Below are 24,818 nucleotides of genomic sequence, written 5' to 3'. Positions count from 1 at the left end.
ACGCCCGGTTACATTCCGAACCCGGAAGCTAAGCCTTTCAGCGCCGATGGTACTGCAGGGGGGACCCTGTGGGAGAGTAGGACGCCGCCGAACAAATCTTCAGGACCCCTGGTCCCAGCGTTCACGCTGGGACCAGGGGTCCTTTTGTTTTTTGCTTGACTTTTCCGAGGCGCGGCCGGGTGCCGGCTGCGCGAGAATGACTGCAGTACCCGAAGACAGGAGTCACACCGATGTCCACCAACTCTCCCGACGACCGTCCGGAGCGCGAGCCGCGTCGCAGGGACGGTGCCGGTGGCGACCGGGGCGGCTACCGTGGGCCCCGCCGTGACGACAGCCGTGGTGACAACCGCGGTGGTGGTGGCTTCCGTCGCGATGACAACCGTGGCGGTGGCGGTGGTTTCCGTCGTGACGACCGCGGCGGCGACAGCCGTGGTGGCGACCAGCGCGGTGGCGGCGGCTACCGTCGCGACGACCGCGGCGGTGACAACCGCGGTGGCGGCGGCTTCCGCCGTGACGACAACCGTGGCGGTGGCGGCGGCTACCGTGGCGGCGACAGCCGTGGCGGTGACCAGCGCGGTGGCGGTGGCTTCCGCCGCGACGACCGCGGCGGTGACAACCGCGGTGGTGGCGGCTTCCGCCGCGACGACCGTCGGGACGAGCGGCCTTCGTCGTTCCGCCGCGACGACCGTCCCTCCTTCCCGCGCGACGACCGTGGCGGCGACCAGCGTGGCGGCGGTTTCCGTCGTGACGACCGCGGCGGTGACAACCGCGGTGGCGGTGGCTTCCGTCGGGACGACAACCGTGGCGGTGGCGGCGGTTTCCGTCGTGACGACCGGGGCGGTGACAACCGCGGTGGTGGCGGTTTCCGTCGTGACGACCGTCGTGACGAGCGGCCTTCGTCGTTCCGTCGCGACGACCGTCCCTCGTACCCCCGTGACGACCGCCGTGACGAGCGTCGCGACGACAACCGCGGTGGCGGCTTCCGTCGTGACGACCGGGGTGGCGACCAGCGCGGTGGCGGCTTCCGTCGGGACGACAACCGTGGCGGCGGCTACCGCCGCGACGACCGCGGCGGCGACAGCCGTGGTGGCGACCAGCGCGGTGGCGGTTTCCGTCGTGACGACCGTCGGGACGAGCGGCCTTCGTCGTTCCGTCGCGACGACCGTCCCTCGTACCCCCGTGACGACCGCCGTGACGAGCGTCGCGACGACAACCGCGGTGGCGGCTTCCGTCGTGACGACCGGGGTGGCGACCAGCGCGGTGGCGGCTTCCGTCGGGACGACAACCGTGGCGGTGGCGGCGGTTTCCGTCGTGACGACCGCGGCGGGTTCCGCGGGCGGGACGACCGTGGCGGCGACCGCGGTGGGTACCGGGGCCGTGACGACCGTGGCGGCGACCGGGGTGGCTACCGCGGGGACCGGGAGCGGAGCGACCGCGCGCCCCTCAAGCGGCTGCCGATCCCGCCGGAGGTCACCGGCGAGGAGATCGACCCCGATGTGCGCCAGGAGCTGATGAGCCTGCCCAAGGGGCTGGCCGACGACGTCGCGCGCAACCTGGTCATGGTCGCGCAGCTGATCGACGAGGACCCGGAGAAGGCCTACGGCTACTCCCGGGTCGCGCTGCGGCTCGCCTCGCGCGTCGCCGCCGTCCGTGAGGCCGCCGGCTTCGCCGCGTACGCCAACCAGAAGTACTCCGAGGCGCTGGCCGAGTTCCGTGCCGCGCGCCGGATGAGCGGCGGCGTGGACCTGTGGCCCGTCATGGCCGACTGCGAGCGCGGCCTCGGCCGTCCCGAGCGGGCGCTCGCCATGGCCGGTGAGCCCGAGGTGCAGAAGCTCGACAAGGCCGGGCAGGTGGAGATGCGTCTCGTCGCCGCCGGCGCCCGCCGGGACATGGGGCAGCTGGAGGCCGCCATCGTGACCCTGCAGAGCCCCGAGCTGGCGTCCAACGCCAACCACCCGTGGACCGCGCGGCTGCGGTACGCCTACGCCGACGCCCTGCTCGCCGCCGAGCGGGAGCAGGAGGCCCGCGAGTGGTTCGCCAAGGCGCTCGAGGCCGACAAGGACGGCGCCACGGATGCCTCCGACCGCCTCGCCGAGCTCGACGGGGTCGAGTTCGTCGACGCCTTCGACGAGGACGACGAGGACGAGGACCGGGCGGACGACGCTGCCGACGACCGTGCGGACGAGCGGGACGTCACCGACGTCGCCGACGAGGACCTCACCGACGAGGGCGTCGCCGACGAGGACGACGACGAGGACGACGACCGGAGCTGAGCCCCGGTGATGTGAGGAAGGGGCGGCACCCACCGGGTGCCGCCCCTTCCTCGTTTCGCGACGGGGTCAGTCCAGGGCGAGGCTGCGGAGGACCAGGCCCGTGGCCGGCTTGGGGCCGAAGGAGGTCGACTTGCGGGGCATCGTGACGCCCTGGCGGGCCAGGTCGCGGACGACCTCCTCCCGTACCGGGTGCATCAGGACCGCCGTGCCGCCGCGTCGCTCGGCCTGGGCGACGGCCGCCGCCGTGTCGTGGATGTAGGCGATGTCCTCGGGGGCGTCCGGGACCTGCCAGACGTGCTCCAGGAGCGTCGCGTGCAGGACCGTCGCGTCCAGGGTCCGCCAGGCCTCCGGGCGGTCGGCGCGGACCGTGCGGGCCAGCAGGGCCGGGTCCGGGCGGTCCAGGAGGTGGAAGGCGCCGTCGCCGGCGAGGAGGAAGGCGTTGCCCTCGGCCGTGGCCTCGGCGAGGGCCTCCAGGGCCTGGGGCAGGGGGCGCTCGACGCGGCGGACGCGGAAGGCGTCGCCGAGGGCGTCGAGGGCGTCCGCGACCGGCAGGCGGCTCAGGAGGCGGTGGATCGCGCGGACCCGCAGGGGGTAGCGGACCGTGTCGATGAGGAGGACCAGGCCCTGGTTCCAGGGGCCGGGGGAGGGATGCTCGTCGCGCAGCCGCAGATAGGTCGCCCAGCGGTGGTGTCCGTCCGCGATGAGCGCCTGGTGGCGGGTGAGTTCGGCCGTGACCGCCGCCTGCTCGGCCGGGTCCGTGACCGCCCACAGGCGGTGGTGGAAGCCGTCCTCCGTGGTCGTCGCGAGCAGCGGCTCGCGCAGGACGGCGCGCTCGATCACCGCGTCGGCGCCGTCGCCGTTCCCGGGGTAGGTGAGGAGCAGCGGCTCCAGGTTGGCGGCCGTCGTGCGCATGAGGGCGGCGCGGTCCTCGACGACGTGCGGCATGACGTCCTCGTGGGGGAGGACGATCCCCTCGTCGGGGGTGGAGAGTTCGAGGGCGCCGATGATGCCGCGCTGCAGGACGCCGTCGCCCCGCTGCTCGTACACGTACAGGGCGGGGGCCGGGTCGGGGGCGAGGACGCCGTCGGCGAGCCAGCGGTCCATCGTCACCGCGGCCTTGCGGTGGCGGGTGCCCGCCGTGACCGCCTGGGGGAGGATCAGCCGGACGATGTTGTGCGGGTCGGCGGATTCCAGGTGGAGCAGTCCGTCAGGTCGTACGACGACGTCATAGGGCGGGGAGGTGACGGCCGCGAGGCTGCCGACCCGGTCGGGGACGTACCGGATGCCGCGGAACGGATGCAGGCGCAGTCCCGCCGTGTCGTCGCGGACGGCGTCGGCCGCGTGACCTGAGGTGTTCATCTCGTCATGGTAGGCGCGCGGCGGGCATGAGCGATGATCGGGGGAGCGGGGGACGGACCGGTGGTGAGTGAGGAGCGGGTGGTCATGGCGCGAGACGGCCAGGAGCGGCGGACGGACAGGGGTCGGCCCGACGGCAGCGCGGTCGCGCTGAGCGAGGCGTACGACACGGCGCTGCTCGACCTCGACGGGGTCGTGTACTTCGCGGGCGGGGCGGCGATCCCGTACGCCGTCGAGGCGCTCGGGGCGGCGCGCGACCGGGGGATGCGGCTGGCGTACGTGACGAACAACGCGCTGCGGACGCCGGACACGGTGGCCGCGCACCTCACCGAGCTCGGGGTGCCGGCCGAGCCGGGCGACGTCGTGACCTCGGCGCAGGCCGTGGCGCGGCTCGTCGCGGAGGACGTGCCGGCCGGGTCCCGGGTGCTCGTCGTCGGCGGCGAGGGGCTGCGGGTGGCGCTGCGCGAGCGGGGGCTCGTGCCGGTGGAGTCGGCCGACGAGGAGCCGGTGGCCGTCGTGCAGGGGTACGGCGGGCCGGACATGGCCTGGGGCCGGTTCGCGGAGGCGGCGTACGCGGTCGGGCGGGGTGTGCCCTGGTACGCCTCCAACACCGACCTGACGATCCCGGGCGCGCGCGGGATCGCGCCGGGGAACGGCGCCGCCGTCGAGGTCGTGCGGATCGCCACCGGCGGGCGGGCCGAGCCGAAGGTCGCGGGCAAGCCGCGGCCGCCGATGCACCGGGAGACCGTGCTGCGGACGGGGGCGCGGCGGCCGCTGGTCGTCGGTGACCGGCTGGACACGGACATCGAGGGCGCCTTCCACGGCGGGGTCGACTCGCTGCTCGTGCTGACCGGGGTGACCGACGGGGCGACGCTGCTCGCGGCCGTGCCGGAGCACCGGCCGACGTATGTGGCGGCGGATCTGCGGGGGCTGCTCACGGGGCAGCCGGAGGTCGTGGCCGAGGCGGACGGCGGATTCCGGTGCGGCGGGTGGCGGGCCTCGGTGCGCGGGGAGGAGCTCGTCCTGGAGGGCGCGGCGGACTCCGATGTGCTCGACGTGCTCGACGGGCTGCGGGCGCTGTGCGGGGCGGCGTGGACGTGGGCCGGGTCCGGGGCGTGCGGGCTCGACGCGGGGAAGGCGCTGGCCCGGCTCGGACTGTAGGGAGCGGGGTCTTTCCGGAGGGGGGCCACCGGACCCTGCTAGATCAATATTGGGTAGGCTAACCTAACCCCGTGTTGGTCGAGAGTCCCTCCCGTACGAGCGCGGAGCCGGTGAAGTCCGGGCAGATCCCGAAGCGCCGGAATTCCGTGCGCGCCCTCGGGCTGCTCGCAGCCGTCGGTGTCCTGCTGCTTGTCTGTGTCCTCAGCATCATGATCGGTGCCAAACCGGTGCCGCTCGACGAGGTGTGGCACGGACTGTTCCACAACAGCGGTGTCGGCAACGACGTCGTCATCCACGACGTGCGCGTGCCGCGCACCCTGCTCGGGCTGCTCGTCGGCCTGGCGCTCGGCCTGGCCGGCGCCGTGATGCAGGGGCTGACCCGCAACCCGCTGGCGGAGCCCGGGCTGCTCGGGGTCAACGCGGGCGCGGCCGCCGCCGTCGTCTCGGCCATCGCCTTCCTGGGCGTCACCGACGTCCGGGACTACGTGTGGTTCGCCTTCGTCGGCGCCGCCGTCGTCTCGGTCGTCGTGTACCTGCTCGGCGGCAGCCGCAGCGCGACGCCGGTGCGGCTCGCGCTCGCCGGCACGGCCGCCACCGCCGCCCTGTACGGCTTCGTGAACGCCGTCCAGCTGCTGGACTCGGCCGCCCTCGACCGGCTCCGCTTCTGGACCGTCGGCTCGCTCGCCTCCGCCGACATGGACACCGTCGGCCGGGTCGCGCCCTTCATCCTCGTCGGCGCCGTGCTGGCGCTCGGGATCGCGCGGCCGCTCAACGCCATGGAGATGGGCGACGACTCCGCCCGGGCACTCGGCGTCAGCATCAACCGGACCCGGATCGTCGCCATGCTCGCCGTCACCCTGATGTGCGGCGCGGCGACCGCCGCCTGCGGGCCGATCGTCTTCCTCGGCCTGATGGTGCCGTACATGGTCCGCGCGATCACCGGGCCCGACATGCGGTGGATCCTGCCGTACGCCGCCGTGCTCGCGCCCGTGCTGCTGCTCGGCTCCGACGTCCTCGGCCGGGTCGTCGTGCGGCCCGCCGAACTCCAGGTCGGCATCGTGACGGCCCTCGTCGGCGGGCCCGTCTTCATCCGACTCGTACGCCGCAAGAGGATGGCCCAGCTGTGACCACCAAGACCCTGCGGACCGGCGGCGGAGTCTCCGTACGGTACGCGCCGCGGGCCGCGCTCTCCGGCGCCGGGCTGATCCTGCTCACCCTCGCCCTCGGCACCGTCCTCGTCGGCACCGGCGACTTCCCGATGACGCCGGGCGAGGTCCTCGACACCCTGCTCGGCCGGGGGACCGTCGTCCAGGAGTTCGCGGTGATGGAGCTGCGGCTCCCGCGGGTCCTCGTCGCGATCTTCGTCGGCGCCGCGCTCGCCCTCGGCGGTGCGGTCTTCCAGTCGATCTCGCGCAACCCGCTCGGCAGCCCCGACGTCATCGGCTTCGGGCAGGGCGCCACCGTCGGCGCGCTCACCGTGATCGTCCTCTTCCAGGGCAGCGCCGTCGCCACCGCCCTGGGCGCCGTCGTCGGCGGCGTCCTCACCGGCGCCGTGATCTACCTGCTCGCCTGGAAGCGGGGCGTGCACGGCTACCGCCTCGTGCTCGTCGGCATCGGCGCCGCCGCCATGCTCACCTCCGTCATCCACTACCTCATCACCAAGGCCAACCTGGTGGACGCCACCCGCGCCACCGTCTGGATGACCGGCTCCCTCGACGGCCGGGACTGGACCCAGTTCTGGCCGCTGCTCGCCGTCTGCTGTGTGCTCGTGCCGCTGGTCCTCGGCCACGGCCGGGCGCTGCGGATGCTGGAGATGGGCGACGACGCGGCGTACGCGCTCGGCGTGAAGGTGGAGCGGACCCGGATCGTGCTCATGGCCTCCGCCGTGCTGCTCGTCGCCGTCGCCACCTCGGCCGCCGGACCGATCGTCTTCGTCTCCCTCAGCGCCCCGCAGCTGGCCCGCCGGCTGACCCGCGCGCCCGGCCCGAACCTGGCGGTCTCCGCCGTCATGGGCTCCGCGCTGCTGCTGAGCGCCGACTGGATCGCCGGCAACGCCTTCGGCGACCGCCAGCTGCCCGTCGGTGTCATCACCGGCATCCTCGGCGGCTGCTACCTGCTCTGGCTGCTCGTCAGCGAACGCAAGGCGGGCCGGATATGAGCGCGCCCCAGGACCACCCGAACCAGGACACCAGGAGTACCCCCATGAGCGATCGGCAGCGGCAGCGGCTCGGGGCCGAGTCGGTCACCCTCGCGTACGAGCAGCGGGTCATCGCCCGCGACCTGTCCGTGGAGATCCCCGACCACTCCTTCACCGTCATCGTCGGGCCCAACGCCTGCGGCAAGTCGACCCTGCTGCGGGCGCTGTCCCGGATGCTCAAGCCCACCCAGGGCCGGGTGCTGCTCGACGGGCAGTCCATCCACTCCCTGCCGGCGAAGAAGGTGGCCCGGACCCTCGGCCTGCTGCCGCAGTCCTCGATCGCGCCCGACGGCATCACCGTCGCCGACCTCGTCGCCCGCGGCCGCTACCCCCACCAGGGGCTGCTGCGCCAGTGGTCGCCGGAGGACGAGCGGATCGTCCAGGAGTCGATGGAGTCCACCGGCGTCGCCGAGCTCGCCGACCGCTTCGTCGACGAGCTCTCCGGCGGCCAGCGCCAGCGGGTGTGGATCGCCATGGCCCTCGCCCAGCAGACCCCGCTGCTGCTGCTCGACGAGCCGACGACGTACCTCGACATCCAGCACCAGATCGACGTCCTCGACCTCTGCGCCGAGCTGCACGAGACGCAGGGGCGGACGCTCGTCGCCGTCCTGCACGACCTCAACCACGCGGCCCGGTACGCCACCCACCTCATCGCGGTGCGCGGCGGCGAGGTCGTCGCCGAGGGCCCGCCGTCGGAGGTGGTGACCGCGGAGCTGGTCGAGCGGGTCTTCGGACTGCGCTGCCAGGTCATCGAAGACCCGGAGACGGGCACCCCGCTCGTCGTCCCCGCCGGGCGTCAGGCGCGGGCCAGGCGGTCCGTCCCGGCGCAGGGCGCGGAGCGGGAGCCCGCGGACGGCCAGGAGGCCGTGGAGGCCCAGGAGGCCCCCTCGGGCCGGCAGGCAGGGGAAGGCCAGGAGGCGGCCGAGGGCCGGGGGGCCGCGCTACAGAAGTGAGCGCAGCCGCAGCAGGTCGCGGAAGCCGGCCTCCAGGCCGACCCGGCCGGAGGCCCAGGCCTTCGCGAAGTGCAGCCGGCCGTCCACCATCGCGACCAGGTCGTCGCCGGTCATCCTGAGGCGGATCTGCGCCTTCTCCGGCGGCGGCCCCGCCACCGTCGACTCCACGACCATCCGGCCGTCCGCGAGCCGGCCGGTGAAGGTCGTGTCCAGGTCCGTGAGGTGGCAGCTCAGGGTGCGGTCGAGCGCGGCCGCGCCCCGCACCGAGCCGTCCGCTCCCGCGAGGTTCTCCGCCAGCTTGTCGAGTGCCTCGCGGCACTCCGTGATCGTCGCCATCGCCGTCGACCGTACCCCAGGGCTTCGCGGTAGCGTCGTGGCATGAGCGAAGCGATGACGGACGCCGGTGCGGACGCCGGTACGGATCCGGCGGCGGACGGGCCCGCCGCGGCGGCGCCGCTGGGGGTCGACCGGGAGCCCACCGGGCTGCCGGCCGTCGACGCGCTCCTGGACCGGCTCGCCGAGACCGACCACCTCACGGCGGACGGACACCTCGCGGTGTACGAGGATGTACACCGGGGCCTGCGCGCCGAGCTGACCTCGCTCGACGCGCACCCGGCCTCCGCACCCCGTCCGCACGACCCCAGGAGCTGAACCCAACGTGGCAGGAGTGGCACGCCGCCGACTCGACGCCGAGCTGGTCCGGCGCAAACTCGCCCGCTCGCGCGAGCACGCCGGCCAGCTGATCGCCGCCGGCCGGGTGACCGTCGGCAAGACCGTCGCCACCAAGTCCGCCACCCAGGTCGAGACCGCCGCGGCGATCGTCGTCTCCCAGGACGACTCCGACCCCGACTACGTCTCGCGCGGCGGCCACAAGCTCGCCGGCGCCCTCGCCGCCTTCGTCCCGCTCGGGCTCGTCGTCGAGGGCCGCCGGGCGCTCGACGCCGGCGCCTCCACCGGCGGCTTCACCGACGTGCTGCTGCGCGCGGGCGCCGCGCACGTCGTCGCCGTCGACGTCGGCTACGGGCAGCTCGCCTGGTCGCTCCAGAGCGACGAGCGGGTCACCGTCAAGGACCGCACCAACGTGCGCGAGTTGACATTGGACGCCATCGACGGGATCCCCGTCGACCTCGTCGTCGGGGACCTCTCCTTCATCCCGCTGGGCCTCGTGCTGCCCGCGCTCGCCGCCTGCACCGGACCCGGCGCCGACCTCGTCCTGATGGTGAAACCCCAGTTCGAGGTGGGTAAGGAGCGGCTCGGCTCGGGCGGTGTCGTGCGCAGCGCCGAGCTGCGCGCCGACGCCGTGAAGAACGTCGCGCGGCAGGCGGCCGAGCTGGGACTCGGCGTGCTCGGCGTCACCGCGAGCCCGCTGCCCGGGCCGTCCGGGAACGTCGAGTACTTTCTGTGGCTGCGGGCCGGCGCGCCCGCACTCGATCCGGCGGACGTCGACCGCGCCGTGGCGGAGGGACCTCGTTGACAGACACAGCGGCACCACAGGCATCACGTACCGTCCTGCTGCTCGCGCACACCGGCCGGCCGGCCGCCGTGCGCAGCGCCGAACTCGTCGTCCTGGGGCTGCTGCGCAGCGGTATCGGCGTCCGCGTCCTGGAGGGGGAGGCGGCCGACCTGCCGCTGCCGCCCTCCGTGGAGCGGATCCCGGACGAGTGCCCCGAGGCGCTCGACGGCTGCGAACTGATCATCGTCCTCGGCGGTGACGGGACGCTGCTGCGCGGCGCCGAGTTCTCCCGCGCCTCCGGCGTGCCCATGCTCGGCGTCAACCTCGGCCGGGTCGGCTTCCTCGCCGAGGCCGAGCGGGACGACCTCGACAAGGTCGTCGACCGGGTCGTCACCAAGGCGTACGAGGTCGAGGAGCGGATGACCCTCGACGTCGCCGTCTACCAGAACGGGGACGTCCTGCACCGCGACTGGGCGCTCAACGAGGCGGCCGTCCAGAAGGTGTCCCCGGAGCGGATGCTGGAGGTCGTCCTCGCCATCGACGGACGCCCGGTGACCGGCTTCGGCTGCGACGGGGTGATCTGCGCGACGCCGACCGGCTCGACCGCGTACGCCTTCTCGGCCGGCGGCCCGGTCGTCTGGCCCGAGGTGGAGGCGCTGCTCATGGTGCCGATCGGGGCGCACGCGCTCTTCGCCAAGCCGCTCGTCACCACCCCCGAATCGGTCCTCGCCGTCGAGGTCGAGCCGCATACCCCGCACGGGGTGCTGTGGTGCGACGGGCGGCGGACCGTCGAGCTGCCGGCCGGTGCCCGGGTCGAGGTCCGGCGCGGCGCCGTCCCCGTCCGGCTCGCCCGGCTCCACCACGCCTCCTTCACCGACCGGCTCGTCGCCAAGTTCGCGCTGCCGGTCTCGGGCTGGCGGGGCGCGCCCCACTGACCACCCGGTGACCGCCCACCGACCACCCCGGCGACCTCCCGGGGTGGGGGTGATGTCGCGTCCCGGCACGGAAACCTCGTATGGTCTGGGGCGTGCTGGAGGAGATGCGGATACGGTCGCTCGGGGTCATCGACGACGCGGTGGTCGAGCTGTCGCCCGGCTTCACCGCGGTGACCGGTGAGACCGGTGCGGGCAAGACCATGGTCGTCACGAGTCTGGGGCTGCTGCTCGGCGGCCGGGCCGACCCGGCCCTCGTACGGATCGGGGCGGGCTCGGCGGTCGTCGAGGGGCGGATCACCCTGCCGCCCGGCGCGCCCGCCGCGGTGCGGGCCCAGGAGGCCGGGGCGGAGCTCGACGAGGGCGCCCTGCTCGTGACCCGCACCGTCTCCGCCGAGGGGCGCTCGCGGGCCCACCTCGGCGGGCGTTCGGTGCCCGTCGGGCTGCTCGCCGAGCTCGCCGACGAACTCGTCGCCGTCCACGGCCAGACCGACCAGCAGGGCCTGCTGAAGCCCGCCCGGCAGCGCGGCGCGCTCGACCGGTACGCCGGCGAGGCCGTCTCCGGTCCGCTCGCCGCCTACGGCGAGGCGTACCGCCGGCTGCGGGCCGTCACCACGGAGCTGGACGAGATCACCACCCGGGCACGTGAGCGAGCCCAGGAGGCCGATCTGCTGCGCTTCGGGCTCGCCGAGATCGAGGCCGTGGCGCCGCGGGCCGGCGAGGACGAGGAGCTGGCCGCCGAGGCCGAGCGGCTCGGGCACGCCGAGGCGCTGGCCTCCGCCGCCGCCCTCGCGCACGCCGCGCTCGCCGGGAACCCGGAGGACCCCGAGTCCGTCGACGCGACCACGCTGGTCGGCGGGGCGGGCCGGGCCCTGGAGGCGGTGCGCGCGCACGACCCGGCGCTCGCCGCGCTCGCCGACCGGGCGGGGGAGATCTCCATCCTCCTCGCCGACGTGGCGCAGGAGCTGGCCGGGTACGCGGACGACCTGGACGCCGATCCGCTGCGGCTCGCCGCGGTCGAGGAGCGGCGGGCCGCGCTCACCCAGCTGACCCGGAAGTACGGCGAGTCCGTCACGGCCGTCCTGGCCTGGGCGGAGGAGAGCGCGGAGCGGCTCGGGGAGCTCGACGGCGACGACGAGCGGATCGGGGAGCTGACCGACGAGCGGGACCGGCTCCGAGACGAGCTGTCCGTCCTCGCGCAGCGGCTCACCGACGCCCGGGTGGAGGCCGCGGACCGGTTCGCCGGTGCGGTCACCGCCGAGCTGGCCTCGCTCGCCATGCCGCACGCGCGCGTGTCCTTCGACATCCGGCAGACCGAGGCGGCCGACGAGGCGAACGGCGTCCGGGTCGACGGGCGGTGGGTCGCGTACGGGCCGTCCGGCGTCGACGAGGTCGAACTGCTGCTCGCCCCGCACCCCGGTGCGCCGCCCCGGCCCATCGCCAAGGGCGCGTCCGGTGGTGAGCTGTCCCGGGTGATGCTCGCCGTCGAGGTGGTCTTCGCCGGGGTCGACCCGGTGCCGACCTACCTCTTCGACGAGGTCGACGCGGGCGTCGGCGGCAAGGCGGCGGTGGAGATCGGCCGCCGGCTCGCCAAGCTGGCCCGCACCGCGCAGGTCGTCGTCGTCACCCACCTGCCGCAGGTGGCCGCCTTCGCCGACCGGCAGCTGCTGGTGGAGAAGACCAACGACGGCTCGGTGACCCGGTCCGGCGTCACCGTCCTGGAGGGCGAGGAGCGGGTCCGCGAACTCTCCCGCATGCTCGCGGGCCAGGAGGACTCCGAGACCGCCCGGGCCCACGCGGAGGAGCTGCTGGCCACGGCCAGGGCGGACGCCTGACGGGGAGCCTCCGCGCGGGGCTCCCGGCCGTTCCGGCCCGGCCGTCGCGGCTCTGCCGGGCCGGTGGCCTCGGCGGGACGGCCACGCGGGGCTCCGTCGGAGGCGCGCACCGGAGGCGTCCCGGAGGGCCGGGGCGCCCCTGGGGCGCGCGGGGTTTTCCCCGCGCGCTCGCTCGGACGGGTGAATCTGTGGGCGGGGCCGTGCGACCGGCGCCCGGCGGCGCGGGGAACGTTGCGGTGTCGGTGCCGGAACGTGCGTACGGGTGGCCGCCGGGGCTGGCATCCTTGGGCGCGTGACACAGCTCCGTACGGTCCAAGTGCTGGGCGGCGGCAGCGCGGGCAGCAGCGCTCACGTCAGATCACTTGCCTCGGGGCTGGTGGCCAGGGGCGTCCGGGTGACCGTCTGCGCGCCGGCCGAACTCGACCGCCTCTACGACTACTCCGGGGTCGGGGCGCACGTCGTGCCGCTGCCGCGCCGCAACGACCCGGCGACCGTCGGCGTGCTCCGCAACGCCTGCATCGGCGCCGACGTCGTCCACGCGCACGGACTCCACGCCTCCGTACGGGCCGCGCTCGCCGTCTCCGGAGCCGTCGGGCCCGCCCGCACCCCGCTCGTCACCACCTGGCACGGGCGGCCGTACGCCGACGGGCCCAAGGCCGGGCTCGTACGCCTCCTGGAACGGCGGACCGTGCGCGCGGCGGCCGTCGTCCTCGGGACCTCCTCCGAACTCGTCGACCGGGCCCGGCGGCGCGGTGCCCGCGACGCGCGGCTCGCCCCCGTCACCGTGCCCGCCGCGCGCGGACCCGTCTGCCTCCACGACGGCAAGGCCCGCGCCGAACTCGGCGCCGTCGACCGGCCGCTGCTCATGGCCGTCGGCGCGCTCGAACCCGGGCGGGGGTACGGGACGCTGCTCGACGCGGCGCGGGAGTGGCGGGAGCTGGAGCCGCAGCCGCTGCTCGTCATCGCCGGCGAAGGGCGCGAACGGGCCGCGCTGCAGCGGCGGATCGTGGCGGAGGGGCTCGCCGCGCGGCTCATCGGGCGCCGCGACGACGTCGCCGAACTCCTCGCCGCGGCGGACATCGCGGTGCTGCCGTCGCGCTGGGAGGCCCGGTCCCCGCTCGCGCAGGAGGCGCTGCGGCTCGGCGTGCCGCTGGTCGCCACGGCGGTCGGGGGCGTACCGGAACTCGTCGGCGACGCGGCGGAACTGGTGCCGTACGGGGACGCGGCGGCGCTCGCGACGGCCGTGCGAGGGCTCCTGGAGGACGCGGAGCGGCGGATGGACCTCGCGGCGGCGGGGCGGGTGCAGGCGGGGACCTGGCCGTCGGAGGACGACACCATCGCGCACGTCCTGAGCGTCTACGACGAGCTGGCCGCGACCCGCTAGCGCCCCGGCTGCGGGCCGTGGCCGCCGCCCGCGAACCGGCGGCTACAGGATGTGCCGCCGCGCACGCAGCGCGAGGGACAGGGCCAGGACCGTCTGGGGGTCGTCCAGGTCCGTGCCGAGGAGTTCGGAGATGCGGGCCAGGCGGTTGTAGAGGGTCTGGCGGTTGAGATGGAGCTCGCGGGCCGTCTCCGCCTTGCGGCCCGCGTGCGCCAGGTACGTCTCCAGGGTGGGGAGGAGGGGCGGCCGCGAGGTGCGGTCGTGGTCGCGGAGCGGGCCGATCGCGCGGTCGACGAAGGCCGCCAGGTCCGGGTGGTCGCGCAGCCGCCACAGCAGCAGGTCGATGTCGAGGCGCCGGGCGTCGTACCAGGGCCGGTCCGTCAGGCCCTGCGCCGCCGTGGCCGTCTCCGACGCGTGCCGCAGCCCGGCCGAGGCCGCGGCCCAGCCGCCGGCCATGCCGACCACGACGACCGGAGGGTGCGCCCCGGCGCCCTCCAGACCGGCCCGCTCGACGCCGGCCCGCAGCGCCGCCGCGACCCGGTCCGCGACCGCCGTCCGCTCCGACTCCGAGCGCAGGCCCAGGAGGAGCGGGACCCGGCCCTCGACCGGGCGGACGCCCAGCAGGGCGGGGACGCCGACGGAGGACAGCTCCTCGTGGACGGCGCGCGCCAGCAGCGCCCAGCTGCCCGAGGGGGACAGCTCGGGGGCGAGCCGCATGACGACCGGGAGCAGCGGGCCCTCGCCCGGCTTGAAGCCGAGGACGCGGGCCTGCGCCGGGGCGTCCTCCGCCGAGATCCGGCCCTCCGCGAGGTCGGTGAGGAAGTCGCCGCGGCCGCGGGCCGCCAGCTCCTCCTCCTGCCGGGCCTGCATGAGGACGACCGCGAGGAGGCCCGCCGCCCGCTCGGCGGCCATCCGGTGGACGGGGGAGAGGGCGCCGGAGACCGCGAGGAGGACGAGGCGGGCCCGCACCGAGCCCGTACCGGGACCTCCACCGGGGACGTCGACGAGGACCGTGCCGGTCGGCGGACCGGACTCGCGGGCGGCGCGCTGGCCGCGGAGCCCGTCCCAGACCTGGAGCGGGTCGGCGGGCCCGGACTCGGTGCCCGCCGCGTACAGGAGCTGTCCCTCGGCGGTCTCCAGGAAGACCGGGTTCGCGGCGAAGTCGGAGAGGATCCGCAGGACCTGGGGCACTCCGCCGCCGCCGAGCAGCGCCTCGGTGCACTGCCGGTGGACCTCCTCGGCCCGCCGCTGGAGCGCGTAGTGGCCGTTGACGATCTCGGTGTGGATCTCCTCCGTGACGGCGACGAAGGGGACCTCGCGGTGGAGCTGCACGAGCGGCAGCCCGGCGGCCCGCGCGGTCTCCACGATCGTCGCCGGCAGGCGGGCGAAGCGCGGGCCGAGCTCGACGACGAGGGCGGCGATGCCGCGGTCGGCGAGGCGGCGGACGAAGGCCCGCTGCTCGGCCGGGCGGGTGCCGAGGCCCAGGCCGGTCGTCAGCAGCAGCTCGCCGCCCTTCAGCAGGGACGCGATGTTGGGCACCTCGCCGGCGTGCACCCAGCGCACGGTCCGCTGGAGCCGGTCCGCCCCGGCGACGACCTCCGGAAGGCCGCTGCGGAGCCCCGGCAGTTCGAGTGCCCGTTGTACGGTGATGCCGCCCTGCGTGTCCATGGGCGGACGGTATCGCCCACCGTGTTTCCTGGACATCACCCGATCGTCAACCGGTCGGACACTTCGTACAACAGACCGGCAACTCGTCGTGCCGTGGCGGGAATTGTGTGACCACCTGTCGCTTGTGGCCTACATCACTTCCGAGGATGCTCTCGCGCCATGGCAGACACCTCCAGCAAGGGGCAGGCGCCCCGCGTCGACCGGCTCAAGGCGAACTCCGTCGGGCTCGTCGGCGTCGTCTTCATGGCCGTGGCCACCGCCGCGCCGATCACCGCGATGACCGGGAACCTCCCCATCGCCGTCGGCTTCGGCAACGGCACCGGCGCGCCCGCCGGCTATCTCTTCGCCACCCTCGTCCTCACCGTCTTCTCCGTCGGCTACGTGGCCATGGCCAAGCGGATCACCGCCGCCGGAGCCTTCTACGGCTACATCTCGCACGGCCTCGGCCGGATCGCCGGCATGGCCTCCGGCATGCTCGCCGTCCTCGCGTACATCGTCTTCGAGGCGTCCATCGTCGGCGTCTTCGCCTACTTCGCGAAGACCACCGTCGCCGACCAGCTCGGCGCCGACCTGCCGTGGATCCTCTACGCGGCCGCCATGCTGGCCGTCACCGCCGTCCTGTCGTACTTCGACATCAACCTGACCGCCAAGGCCCTCGGCGTCATGCTCATCGCGGAGATCGCCGTCCTCTTCGCGGTCGCCACCGCCGTCCTCATCCACGGCGGCGGCCCCGACGGCATCCCCGTCGAGCCGATCAACCCGACGAACGCCTTCACCGGGGCCTCCGCCGGGCTCGGCCTCTTCTTCGCCTTCTGGTCCTGGGTCGGCTTCGAGTCGACGGCCATGTACGGCGAGGAGTCCCGCGACCCCAAGCGGGTCATCCCCCGCGCCACCCTGATCTCCGTCGTCGGCGTCGGACTCTTCTACATCTACGTGTCGTGGATGGCGATCGCCGGGAACGGCCTCGCCGGCTCGGTGGAGGTGTCGTCCTCCAGCAGCCCGCTCGACCTCTTCTTCGCGCCGGCCCGGACCTTCATCGGCGCCTGGGCCGTCGACGCCTTCCAGTGGCTGCTGCTCACCGGCTCCTTCGCCTGCGGCATGGCCTTCCACCAGTGCGCCTCGCGCTACCTCTACGCCATCGGCCGCGAGGGCTTCCTCCACCCGGCCCTCGGCCGCACCCACCCGAAGCACGGCTCCCCGTACCTCGCCTCCTTCGTGCAGAGCGTCATCGCCGTCGCCCTCGTCGGCGCCTTCTGGCTCACCGGCCAGGACCCCTACATCCACCTCTACACGCTGCTCGCGATCCTCGGCACGATGGCGATCCTCATCGTGCAGACGCTCTGCTCCTTCGCCGTCATCGGCTACTTCCGCAGGAACCACCCCGAGGACCGGCACTGGTTCAGGACCCTCACCGCGCCCCTCCTCGGCGGCATCGGCATGACCGCCGTCGTCGTGCTGCTCGTCGTCAACATGGAGACCGCGGCCGGGCTCGCCGCCGACTCCCTCTTCTTCAAGGCGATCCCGTGGATCGTCGGCGGGGTCTTCCTCGGCGGCCTCGCCCTCGGCCTCTACCTGAGGGCCCGGCGCCCCGAGCGGTACGAGATCATCGGCCGGATCGTCCTGGAGGACGCCGCCGAACGCGACGACGAGCAGGCGGAGCCCGTACCCGCAGCCCACGGCTGACCCCGCGGCCGTACGGCCGCCACCGCCACCGGCCGAACCCCCACCACTCCAGGAGCGCCCCATGGCACGCACCAACCCGATGCACCTCCTGAACCGCCTCGCCACCGACCACGCCGACGCCCGCCGGCTCGGCCTCCCCGTCGACGAGCTCCGCGGCCTGAGGCACGACCCGCCCGGCCGCCGCACCCTCCTCAAGGCCGCCGCCGCGGCCGGGATCGCGGTCTCCGCCGGAGCCGCGGCCGCCCCCGCCGTCGCCGCCGTCCCCGACCCGCCGGTGCGGTCCGACGCCCGGATCGCCGTCGTCGGCGCCGGCATCGCCGGACTCACCGCCGCCCTCACCCTCCAGGACGCGGGCCTCGCCCCCGTCCTCTACGAGGCCGACCCGGCCCGCGTCGGCGGCCGCATGTGGACCCAGCGGAACCACTGGGCCTACGGGCAGACCTCCGAGATCGGCGGCGAGCTCATCGACACCAGCCACAAGAAGATGCTGGAGCTCTGCCGCCGCTTCGACCTCCCCACCGAGGACTTCCTCGGCGGCGGACCCAACGGCGCCGAGGAGGTGCTCTGGTTCGACGGCGGCTACTACCCGCGCCACCAGGCCGACGAGGACTTCAACGGCGTCTACCAGGCGCTGCGCCGCGACCTGTCCGAGGCGGGCGAGGTCTTCTGGAACCAGACCACCCCCACCGGCACCGCCCTCGACGAGATGTCGGTGTACGAGTGGATCGAGAGCCGCGTCCCCGGCGGGCACGCCTCGCCGCTCGGCCGGTTCATCGACGTCGCCTACAACGTCGAGTACGGCGCCGACACCACCGAACAGTCCTCGCTGGCCCTCGTCCTGCTCATGGGCTACCAGACCAATCCCGGCAACTTCAACATCTGGGGCCTGTCCAACGAGCGCTACCACATCACCGGGGGCAACGACCGGCTCCCCCACGCCATCGCCGGAGCCCTGAACCCCGGCACCCTCCGGATGGGCTTCACCCTCCAGGCCGTACGGGCCAACGCCGACGGCACCCAGACGCTGACCTTCACCGAGGGCGCCACCACCCGGACCGTCACCGCCGACCACACCGTCCTGTGCGTCCCGCTGCCGGTCCTCCAGCGGCTCGACCTCACCCGGGCCGGCTTCGACCCGCTCATGACGAACCTGCTCCGGGACGCCCGCATGGGCTACTGCACCAAGCTCAACATGCAGTTCGGCACCCGCCCCTGGCGCGGCACCGGACCCTGGCCCGGGGTCTCCGCCGGCGACTGCTTCACCGACCTGGACGTCCAGCAGACCTGGGACACCACCAAGATCCAGGGCGGCACCGGCGGCATCCTCATCCAGTACAACGGCGGCAGCCTCGCCCGGAACCTGAACCCCGCGGGACCCTTCTCCACCGAGGCCGACCCGTACGTGCGGAACCTCGTGAGCCGCTACCTCGCCGGCGTCGACGCCTTCTTCCCCGGCACCTCACGGGCCTGGAACGGCCGCGCCCAGCTCTCCGCCTGGCACGAGAACCCGCACGCGCTCGGCGCCTACTCCTGCTGGCCGGTGGGCTACCTCCACCGGTACGCGGGGTACGAGGGCACCGCCCAGGGCAACGTCCACATCGGCGGCGAGCACTGCTCCTACGACTTCCAGGGCTTCATGGAGGGCGGCGCCACCGAGGGCGAGCGCGCCGCGCGGGAGGTGATCGACGCCCTGCGGTAGGGGTCAGGCCGCCGGCCGGACGTTGTGGTTGTGGCGGAAGACGTTGTCGGGGTCGAAGGCCGCCTTCACGGCGGCGAGCCGGGGGACGTTCTCCTCGCCGAACCCGGCGACGACCCGCTGCTCGCCCTCCGCGCCGATGAAGTTGAGGTACACGGCGTCCGTGGTCCACGGCCGCATGTCCGCGCGGACGTCGTGCACCCACTGCACCGCCCGCCCGTCGTCCGCCGGGTCCTCCCAGGTCGCGAACGGGTGCACCACCCACGGCGCGGTCCGCCACGGCAGCGGATAGCCGGCCGGGCCGGCCGCCACCGCCCCGCCCATCATGAAGAGCACGTGCTGGGTCGCCGTCCCGGCCGGGATCCGCTCGCCGCGCGAACAGAAGACGTCCACGGCCTCCTCGGGGAAGCCCCTCAGATACTCCGCCGACCAGTAGTTCCGCAGCCCCGGCGGGTCGTCCATCATGCACTGGAGCTCCGCGTACGGGATGTCGCCCACGACCTCCACCACCGGCCGCAGCGCGAGCAGCGACTCGGCGACCTCACGGGCCCGGGACACCGGCCCCGCGCACGTCACCAGGGCGCCGCACACCAGCTGCCCCACCAGGTGCTCGGGCACGAACGGCTCCGGCGGGGCCGGGAAGTAGATGACCCCGCCGCCGATCTCGTCCGGCGCCCACCCGGCCAGCTCGCGATAGGCGTCCACGACCTCGTGGCCGGACCGGGGCAGGAAGAGCAGCAGCGCCACGCTCATGTGCGGCAGCTCGTGCAGCCGCAGCGTCAGCGAGGTCGCCACGCCGAAGTTCCCGCCGCCGCCGTGCAGCGCCCAGAACAGCTCCGGGTTCTCCTCCGCGCTCGCCACCACGTGCCGGCCCTCGGCCGTGATCAGCTCGACGGAGAGCAGGTTGTCGCTGGCCAGGCCGAACTTCCGCTCCAGCCAGCCGGAGCCGCCGCCGAGCACGAAGCCGCCGACACCGGTCGTGGAGACCCGCCCGCCGGTCGTCGCCAGACCGAACGGCTGGGTCGCGCGGTCCAGGTGGCTCATGAGCGCCCCGCCCTCGACCCGCACCGTCAGGTGCTCCGGGTCCGCGACCACCGCGTGCATCCGGCGCAGGTCGACCACGAGCGCTCCGTCGACGACGGAGACCCCGGCGACGCTGTGACCGCCGCCGCGCACCGCGATCGGCAGCCCGGTCTCCCGGCCGAAGAGGATCGCGTTGGCCACGTCGGCCTGGGTCGCGCACTGGGCGATGACCGCCGGGCGGCGGTCGATCATCCCGTTGTGGACGGCCCTGGCCTCGTCGTAGCCCGGATCGCCGGGCACGTACACCTCACCGGCCAGATCCTCGCGGAGCCCGGCCAGGGCGCTCGGCGGAACGGTGGTGTGGGGAGCCATGGCCGCCCCCCTTTCGGTACGGGGGCCAGAACACCTCTCATCGTAGGTCCGGGCCCCCGGGGCCGCCGCTCAGCCGCCGTACGCGCCGCTCGCCGTCAGCCGCAGCGCCGTGTCGATCAGCGGGACGTGGCTGAACGCCTGCGGGAAGTTGCCGACCTGCCGCTGCAGCCGGGGGTCCCACTCCTCGGCGAGCAGCCCGAGGTCGTTGCGGAGCGCGAGCAGCTTCTCGAAGAGGTTCCGGGCCTCGTCGACCCGGCCGATCATCGCCAGGTCGTCGGCGAGCCAGAACGAGCAGGCGAGGAACGCGCCCTCGTCGCCCTCCAGGCCGTCGACGCCCGCCTCCTCGCCGGCCGTCGGATAGCGCAGCACGAAGCCGTCCTCCGTGGACAGCTCCCGCTGGATCGCCTCGATCGTGCCGATCACCCGCTTGTCGTCCGGCGGCAGGAAGCCCATCTGCGGGATCAGCAGCAGCGAGGCGTCCAGCTCCTTGGAGCCGTACGACTGGGTGAAGGTGTTCCGCTCCTTGTCGTAGCCCTTCTCGCAGACGTCCCGGTGGATCTCGTCGCGCAGCTCCCGCCAGCGCTCCAGCGGGCCGTCCGCGTCCCCGGACTCGATCAGCTTGATCGTGCGGTCCACCGCCACCCAGGCCATCACCTTGGAGTGGGTGAAGTGCCGGCGCGGGCCGCGGACCTCCCAGATGCCCTCGTCGGGCTGGTCCCAGTGGGTCTCCAGGTAGTTGATCAGCTTGATCTGGAGCAGCGAGGCGTAGTCGTTGCGGGACAGGCCCGTCATGTGCGCCAGGTGGAGCGCCTCCGCGACCTCGCCGTAGACGTCCAGCTGGAGCTGGTTCGCCGCGCCGTTGCCGACCCGGACCGGGCCGGAGTTCTCGTACCCCGGAAGCCAGTCCAGCTCCGCCTCGCCGAGCTCCCGCTCGCCCGCGATGCCGTACATGATCTGCAGGTTCTCCGGGTCGCCCGCGACCGCGCGGAGCAGCCAGTCCCGCCAGGCCCGGGCCTCGTCGCGGTAGCCGGTGCGCAGCAGCGAGGAGAGGGTGATGGCCGCGTCCCGCAGCCAGGTGTAGCGGTAGTCCCAGTTCCGTACGCCGCCGATCTCCTCCGGCAGCGAGGTCGTCGGCGCCGCGACGATCCCGCCGGTCGGCGCGTACGTCAGCGCCTTCAGGGTGATCAGCGAGCGGACCACGGCCTCCCGGTAGGGGCCGTGGTAGGTGCAGTGCTCCACCCAGTCGCGCCAGAAGTCGGCGGTCGCCTCCAGGGAGCCCTCCGGGTCCGGCAGCGCCGGCGGCTCCTTGTGCGAGGGCTGCCAGGAGAGGGTGAAGGTGATCCGGTCGCCGGGGGTGACGGTGAACTCGGAGTAGGTGGTGAGGTCCTCGCCGTGGGTCTCGGCGTCGGTGTCGAACCAGACGGAGTCCGGTCCGGCGACGGCCACCGTCCGCTCGCCGACCTTGTGGACCCAGGGGACGATCCGGCCGTAGCTGAACCGCATCCGCAGCGCCGAGCGCATCCGCACCCGGCCGCTGATCCCCTCCACGATCCGGACCAGCTGCGGCGCGCCGTCGCGCGGCGGCATGAAGTCGGTCACCCGGACCGTGCCGCGCGGGGTGTCCCACTCGGACTCCAGGATCAGCGAGTCGCCCCGGTAGCGGCGGCGGTCCGCCGGGGCGGCTTCGGCGTCGGAGGGGCCGGCCGGGCCCACTCTCCAGAAGCCGTGCTCCTCGGTGCCGAGCAGCCCCGCGAAGACCGCGTGCGAGTCGAAGCGGGGGAGGCAGAGCCAATCGACGCTGCCGTCCCGGCAGACCAGCGCCGCGGTCTGCATGTCTCCGATGAGTGCGTAATCCTCGATACGCCCGGCCACGTGCTTCACTCCAGTCGAACGGCCTGTCCGCCCCTCGGGGCGCGTGCAGCAGATGTTGCGAGTTGCGAGAGGTGCCCGCGGTGCCAGTGTGCGGGATGGCCGGCTCCGGCAGCGGGTCGAGGGGAAGCGACACGGGCTCCCGGTCCGGTTCCACGGGCGGGGGTGGTGCCGTCGGCCGGCCGCCCGGAGACGAGGCCGGGCGGGATGGTCCGCACAGTAGTGACCGTGGTGATCACCCGTGTAACGCGCTGCTCCACACGGGTGAACAGTTGTTTTCGATACGCCCCCCGAGCCCCGCCGGGCGCCCCCTGAGGCCCCGCGAGGGCCCGTCCCACCCGGTCGGCGGGCGCGCCGCCCGTGTGGCCGGAAGCGGTCTCCTGATGTCACTGATACCCTGGTACCCCGTGGACCGGTGGGAAACGGCGCCAGCCGAAACCCCCGAAACCGCAGCGACGGCACCCCCGATTCTTCCGGAGGACCTGCCGCTTCGCACCTCCAGAACGCGACCACGGGAGCCCCCTCTTGGCGATGCCGCCCAACACCACGACGACCAAGCACATCTTCGTCACCGGGGGTGTCGCCTCCTCCCTCGGCAAGGGCCTCACCGCCTCCAGCCTGGGTGCGCTCCTCAAGGCCCGCGGCCTGCGGGTCACGATGCAGAAGCTCGACCCGTACCTCAACGTCGACCCGGGCACGATGAACCCCTTCCAGCACGGTGAGGTGTTCGTCACCAACGACGGCGCCGAGACCGACCTGGACATCGGCCACTACGAGCGCTTCCTCGACGTCGACCTCGACGGCTCGGCCAACGTCACCACCGGCCAGGTCTACTCGCAGGTCATCGCCAAGGAGCGGCGCGGCGAGTACCTCGGCGACACCGTGCAGGTCATCCCGCACATCACCAACGAGATCAAGTCGCGGATCCGCCGCATGGCCACCGACGACGTCGACGTCGTCATCACCGAGGTCGGCGGCACCGTCGGCGACATCGAGTCGCTGCCCTTCCTGGAGACCGTCCGCCAGGTCCGCCACGAGGTCGGCCGCGACAACGTCTTCGTCGTCCACATCTCGCTGCTGCCCTACATCGGCCCCTCCGGCGAGCTGAAGACCAAGCCGACCCAGCACTCGGTCGCCGCCCTGCGCAACATCGGCATCCAGCCCGACGCGATCGTGCTGCGCGCCGACCGCGAGGTCCCCACCGCCATCAAGCGCAAGATCTCGCTGATGTGCGACGTCGACGAGGCCGCGGTCGTCGCCGCCATCGACGCCCCGTCGATCTACGACATCCCGAAGGTGCTGCACACCGAGGGCCTCGACGCCTACGTCGTCCGCAAGCTCGACCTGCCCTTCCGCGACGTGGACTGGACCGTCTGGGAGGACCTCCTGGACCGCGTCCACAACCCCGACCACGAGGTCACCGTCGCGCTCGTCGGCAAGTACATCGACCTGCCGGACGCCTACCTGTCGGTGACCGAGGCCATGCGCGCCGGCGGCTTCGCCAACAAGGCGCGGGTCAAGGTCAAGTGGGTCACCTCCGACGACTGCAAGACCCAGGCCGGCGCCGAGAAGCAGCTCGGCGACTGCGACGCCGTCCTCATCCCCGGCGGCTTCGGCGACCGCGGCGTCTCCGGCAAGGTCGGCGCCATCCAGTACGCCCGCGAGCACAAGGTGCCGCTGCTCGGCATCTGCCTGGGCCTGCAGTGCATCGTCATCGAGGCGGCCCGGAACCTGGCGGGCATCCCCGAGGCGAACTCCACCGAGTTCGACCCGGCCACCGCGCACCCCGTCGTCTCCACGATGGAGGAGCAGCTCGCCTACGTGGAGGGCGCCGGCGACCTGGGCGGAACGATGCGCCTGGGCCTCTACCCGGCGAAGCTCGCCGAGGGCTCGGTCGTCCGCGAGACCTACGACGGCGAGCCGTACGTCGAGGAGCGCCACCGTCACCGCTACGAGGTGAACAACGCGTACCGCGCCGAGCTGGAGAAGAAGGCCGGCCTGGTCTTCTCCGGCACCTCCCCGGACAACAAGCTCGTCGAGTTCGTCGAGTACCCGAAGGAGATCCACCCCTACCTGGTCGCCACCCAGGCGCACCCGGAGCTGAAGTCCCGCCCGACCCGCCCGCACCCGCTCTTCGCGGGCCTGGTGAAGGCGGCCGTCGAGCGCAAGACCGGCAAGAAGTAGCCAGGCGTTAACGTTGCCGGGGTACGGGTCCTGACGGGCCGGTACCCCGGTTTTCGTATGTGGTTCGGGTACGGGAGGACAGAGATGAAGGTGCAGGACACCCCGGAGGAGTGGCGCGTCGTCGCCACCACCACCCCCTTCACGGGAAACAAGACGAGTGTCCGCACGGACGACGTGGTCATGCCGGACGGCTCGGTCGCCCGCCGCGACTACCAGGTCCACCCCGGCTCCGTCGCCGTGCTCGCCCTGGACGACCAGGACCGGGTGCTCGTGCTGCGGCAGTACCGCCACCCGGTGCGGCAGAAGCTGTGGGAGATCCCGGCGGGCCTGCTCGACGTGCCCGGGGAGAACCCGCTGCGCGCCGCGCAGCGCGAGCTGTACGAGGAGGCGTACGCCAAGGCGGGGGAGTGGCGGGTCCTCGCGGACGTCTACACCACCCCGGGCGGCTGCGACGAGGCCGTACGGATCTTCCTGGCCCGGGATCTCGCCGAGGCGGAGGGGGAGCGGTACGCGGTCTCCGAGGAGGAGGCGGACATGGAGGTGGCGCGGGTCCCGCTCGCCGACCTCGTGCGCGGTGTCCTCGCCGGCGAGCTCCACAACAACTGCCTGGTGGTGGGCGTGCTGGCGCTGGTCGCGGCGCGTGCCGGCGACGGGCTCGACGCGCTCCGCCCGGCCGACGCGGCGTGGCCGGCCCGGCCTTTCGAGGCGTAGCGCTTCGATGCGGGCCGCGCCCCGCCCGTTGTGGGCAGGCGTTCCGCGCTGGCGGAACGTATGCCCACGAC

Annotated in this window: 20 protein-coding genes and 1 rRNA gene; 16 read left to right on the top strand and 5 right to left on the bottom strand. The window is 73.8% G+C overall.

Annotated features, from left to right (window positions below; translation table 11 throughout):
• From rrf to AB0E19_RS34655, 3 genes are all read left to right on the top strand, one after another.
• Nucleotides 1–93 (top strand): 5S ribosomal RNA (gene rrf, locus AB0E19_RS34665); the annotation flags it as partial.
• A gap of 231 nt (nucleotides 94–324) precedes the next feature.
• Nucleotides 325–1,512: a hypothetical protein gene (locus tag AB0E19_RS34660; RefSeq protein WP_362187808.1), complete on the top strand. Its 1,188-nt coding sequence runs from the start codon at nucleotides 325–327 to the stop codon at nucleotides 1,510–1,512.
• Nucleotides 1,452–2,273, top strand: coding sequence for a hypothetical protein (locus AB0E19_RS34655; protein ID WP_362187805.1), 822 nt, complete (start codon nucleotides 1,452–1,454; stop codon nucleotides 2,271–2,273). The genes AB0E19_RS34660 and AB0E19_RS34655 overlap by 61 nt, the downstream gene beginning before the upstream one ends.
• Before the next feature lie 66 nt (nucleotides 2,274–2,339).
• On the opposite strand, the gene AB0E19_RS34650 is transcribed toward AB0E19_RS34655, so the two are convergent.
• The gene (locus tag AB0E19_RS34650; RefSeq protein ID WP_362187796.1) at nucleotides 2,340–3,632 is read right to left on the bottom strand and encodes a DUF1015 domain-containing protein; all 1,293 of its coding nucleotides are present in this window, start codon (nucleotides 3,630–3,632) and stop codon (nucleotides 2,340–2,342) included.
• An 84-nt stretch (nucleotides 3,633–3,716) separates the two neighbouring features.
• On the opposite strand from AB0E19_RS34650, the gene AB0E19_RS34645 reads away from it, so the two are divergent.
• From AB0E19_RS34645 to AB0E19_RS34630, 4 genes are all read left to right on the top strand, one after another.
• On the top strand, nucleotides 3,717–4,790 hold the full coding sequence (locus AB0E19_RS34645; protein WP_362187794.1) for an HAD hydrolase-like protein: 1,074 nt from the start codon (nucleotides 3,717–3,719) through the stop codon (nucleotides 4,788–4,790).
• A gap of 110 nt (nucleotides 4,791–4,900) precedes the next feature.
• Nucleotides 4,901–5,917: an iron chelate uptake ABC transporter family permease subunit gene (locus AB0E19_RS34640; protein WP_362187802.1), complete on the top strand. Its 1,017-nt coding sequence runs from the start codon at nucleotides 4,901–4,903 to the stop codon at nucleotides 5,915–5,917.
• Nucleotides 5,914–6,948, top strand: a complete 1,035-nt coding sequence (locus AB0E19_RS34635; protein WP_362187791.1) for an iron chelate uptake ABC transporter family permease subunit — start codon at nucleotides 5,914–5,916, stop codon at nucleotides 6,946–6,948. The genes AB0E19_RS34640 and AB0E19_RS34635 overlap by 4 nt, the downstream gene beginning before the upstream one ends.
• A 44-nt stretch (nucleotides 6,949–6,992) precedes the next feature.
• Nucleotides 6,993–7,940: an ABC transporter ATP-binding protein gene (locus AB0E19_RS34630; RefSeq protein ID WP_362187788.1), complete on the top strand. Its 948-nt coding sequence runs from the start codon at nucleotides 6,993–6,995 to the stop codon at nucleotides 7,938–7,940.
• Here AB0E19_RS34630 and AB0E19_RS34625 read toward each other — a convergent pair.
• A complete protein-coding gene (locus tag AB0E19_RS34625) occupies nucleotides 7,929–8,276 on the bottom strand; it encodes an SCP2 sterol-binding domain-containing protein (protein ID WP_362187785.1) in 348 nt (115 codons plus the stop codon). The two genes, AB0E19_RS34630 and AB0E19_RS34625, sit on opposite strands and share 12 nt — an antisense overlap.
• A gap of 54 nt (nucleotides 8,277–8,330) precedes the next feature.
• On the opposite strand from AB0E19_RS34625, the gene AB0E19_RS34620 reads away from it, so the two are divergent.
• The 5 genes from AB0E19_RS34620 to AB0E19_RS34600 all read left to right on the top strand — a co-directional run bounded on the left by AB0E19_RS34620 (nucleotide 8,331) and on the right by AB0E19_RS34600 (nucleotide 13,544).
• The gene (locus AB0E19_RS34620; protein ID WP_362187799.1) at nucleotides 8,331–8,591 is read left to right on the top strand and encodes a hypothetical protein; all 261 of its coding nucleotides are present in this window, start codon (nucleotides 8,331–8,333) and stop codon (nucleotides 8,589–8,591) included.
• A 7-nt stretch (nucleotides 8,592–8,598) separates the two neighbouring features.
• A complete protein-coding gene (locus AB0E19_RS34615; RefSeq protein WP_362187782.1) occupies nucleotides 8,599–9,414 on the top strand; it encodes a TlyA family RNA methyltransferase in 816 nt (271 codons plus the stop codon).
• Nucleotides 9,411–10,328, top strand: coding sequence for an NAD kinase (locus AB0E19_RS34610; RefSeq protein ID WP_362187779.1), 918 nt, complete (start codon nucleotides 9,411–9,413; stop codon nucleotides 10,326–10,328). Before AB0E19_RS34615 ends, AB0E19_RS34610 begins: the two co-directional genes overlap by 4 nt.
• Before the next feature lie 80 nt (nucleotides 10,329–10,408).
• Nucleotides 10,409–12,160, top strand: coding sequence for a DNA repair protein RecN (recN, locus tag AB0E19_RS34605; RefSeq protein ID WP_362187775.1), 1,752 nt, complete (start codon nucleotides 10,409–10,411; stop codon nucleotides 12,158–12,160).
• A 292-nt stretch (nucleotides 12,161–12,452) separates the two neighbouring features.
• Nucleotides 12,453–13,544 carry a glycosyltransferase family 4 protein gene (locus AB0E19_RS34600; RefSeq protein WP_362187772.1) on the top strand — a complete coding sequence of 364 codons (1,092 nt, stop codon included), beginning with the start codon at nucleotides 12,453–12,455 and terminating at the stop codon, nucleotides 13,542–13,544.
• 42 nt (nucleotides 13,545–13,586) lie between these two features.
• On the opposite strand, the gene AB0E19_RS34595 is transcribed toward AB0E19_RS34600, so the two are convergent.
• Nucleotides 13,587–15,209 (bottom strand): PucR family transcriptional regulator, encoded by a 1,623-nt coding sequence (locus tag AB0E19_RS34595; RefSeq protein ID WP_362187769.1) that lies wholly within the window; start codon nucleotides 15,207–15,209, stop codon nucleotides 13,587–13,589.
• A 159-nt stretch (nucleotides 15,210–15,368) separates the two neighbouring features.
• Here AB0E19_RS34595 and AB0E19_RS34590 point away from each other — a divergent pair, with 159 nt between their 5' ends.
• Both AB0E19_RS34590 and AB0E19_RS34585 read left to right on the top strand, forming a co-directional pair.
• Nucleotides 15,369–16,892 carry an APC family permease gene (locus tag AB0E19_RS34590; protein ID WP_362187766.1) on the top strand — a complete coding sequence of 508 codons (1,524 nt, stop codon included), beginning with the start codon at nucleotides 15,369–15,371 and terminating at the stop codon, nucleotides 16,890–16,892.
• A gap of 61 nt (nucleotides 16,893–16,953) precedes the next feature.
• Nucleotides 16,954–18,591, top strand: a complete 1,638-nt coding sequence (locus AB0E19_RS34585; RefSeq protein ID WP_362187763.1) for an NAD(P)/FAD-dependent oxidoreductase — start codon at nucleotides 16,954–16,956, stop codon at nucleotides 18,589–18,591.
• Between the two features lie 3 nt (nucleotides 18,592–18,594).
• On the opposite strand, the gene AB0E19_RS34580 is transcribed toward AB0E19_RS34585, so the two are convergent.
• Both AB0E19_RS34580 and AB0E19_RS34575 read right to left on the bottom strand, forming a co-directional pair.
• The gene (locus AB0E19_RS34580; protein WP_362187760.1) at nucleotides 18,595–19,983 is read right to left on the bottom strand and encodes an FAD-binding oxidoreductase; all 1,389 of its coding nucleotides are present in this window, start codon (nucleotides 19,981–19,983) and stop codon (nucleotides 18,595–18,597) included.
• A 69-nt stretch (nucleotides 19,984–20,052) separates the two neighbouring features.
• Nucleotides 20,053–21,855, bottom strand: a complete 1,803-nt coding sequence (locus tag AB0E19_RS34575) for a glycoside hydrolase family 15 protein (protein ID WP_362187757.1) — start codon at nucleotides 21,853–21,855, stop codon at nucleotides 20,053–20,055.
• A gap of 528 nt (nucleotides 21,856–22,383) precedes the next feature.
• Between AB0E19_RS34575 and AB0E19_RS34570 the strand changes: the two genes are divergently transcribed.
• Together AB0E19_RS34570 and AB0E19_RS34565 are read left to right on the top strand one after the other, a co-directional pair.
• Nucleotides 22,384–24,036 carry a CTP synthase gene (locus AB0E19_RS34570; protein WP_362187754.1) on the top strand — a complete coding sequence of 551 codons (1,653 nt, stop codon included), beginning with the start codon at nucleotides 22,384–22,386 and terminating at the stop codon, nucleotides 24,034–24,036.
• 84 nt (nucleotides 24,037–24,120) lie between these two features.
• The gene (locus AB0E19_RS34565; RefSeq protein ID WP_362187751.1) at nucleotides 24,121–24,747 is read left to right on the top strand and encodes an NUDIX hydrolase; all 627 of its coding nucleotides are present in this window, start codon (nucleotides 24,121–24,123) and stop codon (nucleotides 24,745–24,747) included.
• Nucleotides 24,748–24,818 lie beyond the last annotated feature (71 nt).

This window comes from Streptomyces sp. NPDC047974, assembly GCF_040653375.1.
Taxonomy (GTDB): Bacteria; Actinomycetota; Actinomycetes; order Streptomycetales; family Streptomycetaceae; genus Streptomyces.
This window is presented reverse-complemented; position numbering and strand designations above follow the sequence as displayed.

Excerpts from the sequence above, each read along its gene's own strand:
- AB0E19_RS34650 (WP_362187796.1), bottom strand. The coding sequence starts at position 3,632 with ATGAACACCTCAGGTCACGCGGCCGACGCCGTCCGCGACGACACGGCG.
- AB0E19_RS34645 (WP_362187794.1), top strand. The coding sequence starts at position 3,717 with ATGGCGCGAGACGGCCAGGAGCGGCGGACGGACAGGGGTCGGCCCGAC.
- AB0E19_RS34630 (WP_362187788.1), top strand. The coding sequence starts at position 6,993 with ATGAGCGATCGGCAGCGGCAGCGGCTCGGGGCCGAGTCGGTCACCCTC.
- AB0E19_RS34625 (WP_362187785.1), bottom strand. The coding sequence starts at position 8,276 with ATGGCGACGATCACGGAGTGCCGCGAGGCACTCGACAAGCTGGCGGAG.
- AB0E19_RS34620 (WP_362187799.1), top strand. The coding sequence starts at position 8,331 with ATGACGGACGCCGGTGCGGACGCCGGTACGGATCCGGCGGCGGACGGG.
- recN (WP_362187775.1), top strand. The coding sequence starts at position 10,409 with ATGGTCTGGGGCGTGCTGGAGGAGATGCGGATACGGTCGCTCGGGGTC.
- AB0E19_RS34595 (WP_362187769.1), bottom strand. The coding sequence starts at position 15,209 with ATGGACACGCAGGGCGGCATCACCGTACAACGGGCACTCGAACTGCCG.
- AB0E19_RS34590 (WP_362187766.1), top strand. The coding sequence starts at position 15,369 with ATGGCAGACACCTCCAGCAAGGGGCAGGCGCCCCGCGTCGACCGGCTC.
- AB0E19_RS34585 (WP_362187763.1), top strand. The coding sequence starts at position 16,954 with ATGGCACGCACCAACCCGATGCACCTCCTGAACCGCCTCGCCACCGAC.
- AB0E19_RS34580 (WP_362187760.1), bottom strand. The coding sequence starts at position 19,983 with ATGGCTCCCCACACCACCGTTCCGCCGAGCGCCCTGGCCGGGCTCCGC.
- AB0E19_RS34570 (WP_362187754.1), top strand. The coding sequence starts at position 22,384 with ATGCCGCCCAACACCACGACGACCAAGCACATCTTCGTCACCGGGGGT.
- AB0E19_RS34565 (WP_362187751.1), top strand. The coding sequence starts at position 24,121 with ATGAAGGTGCAGGACACCCCGGAGGAGTGGCGCGTCGTCGCCACCACC.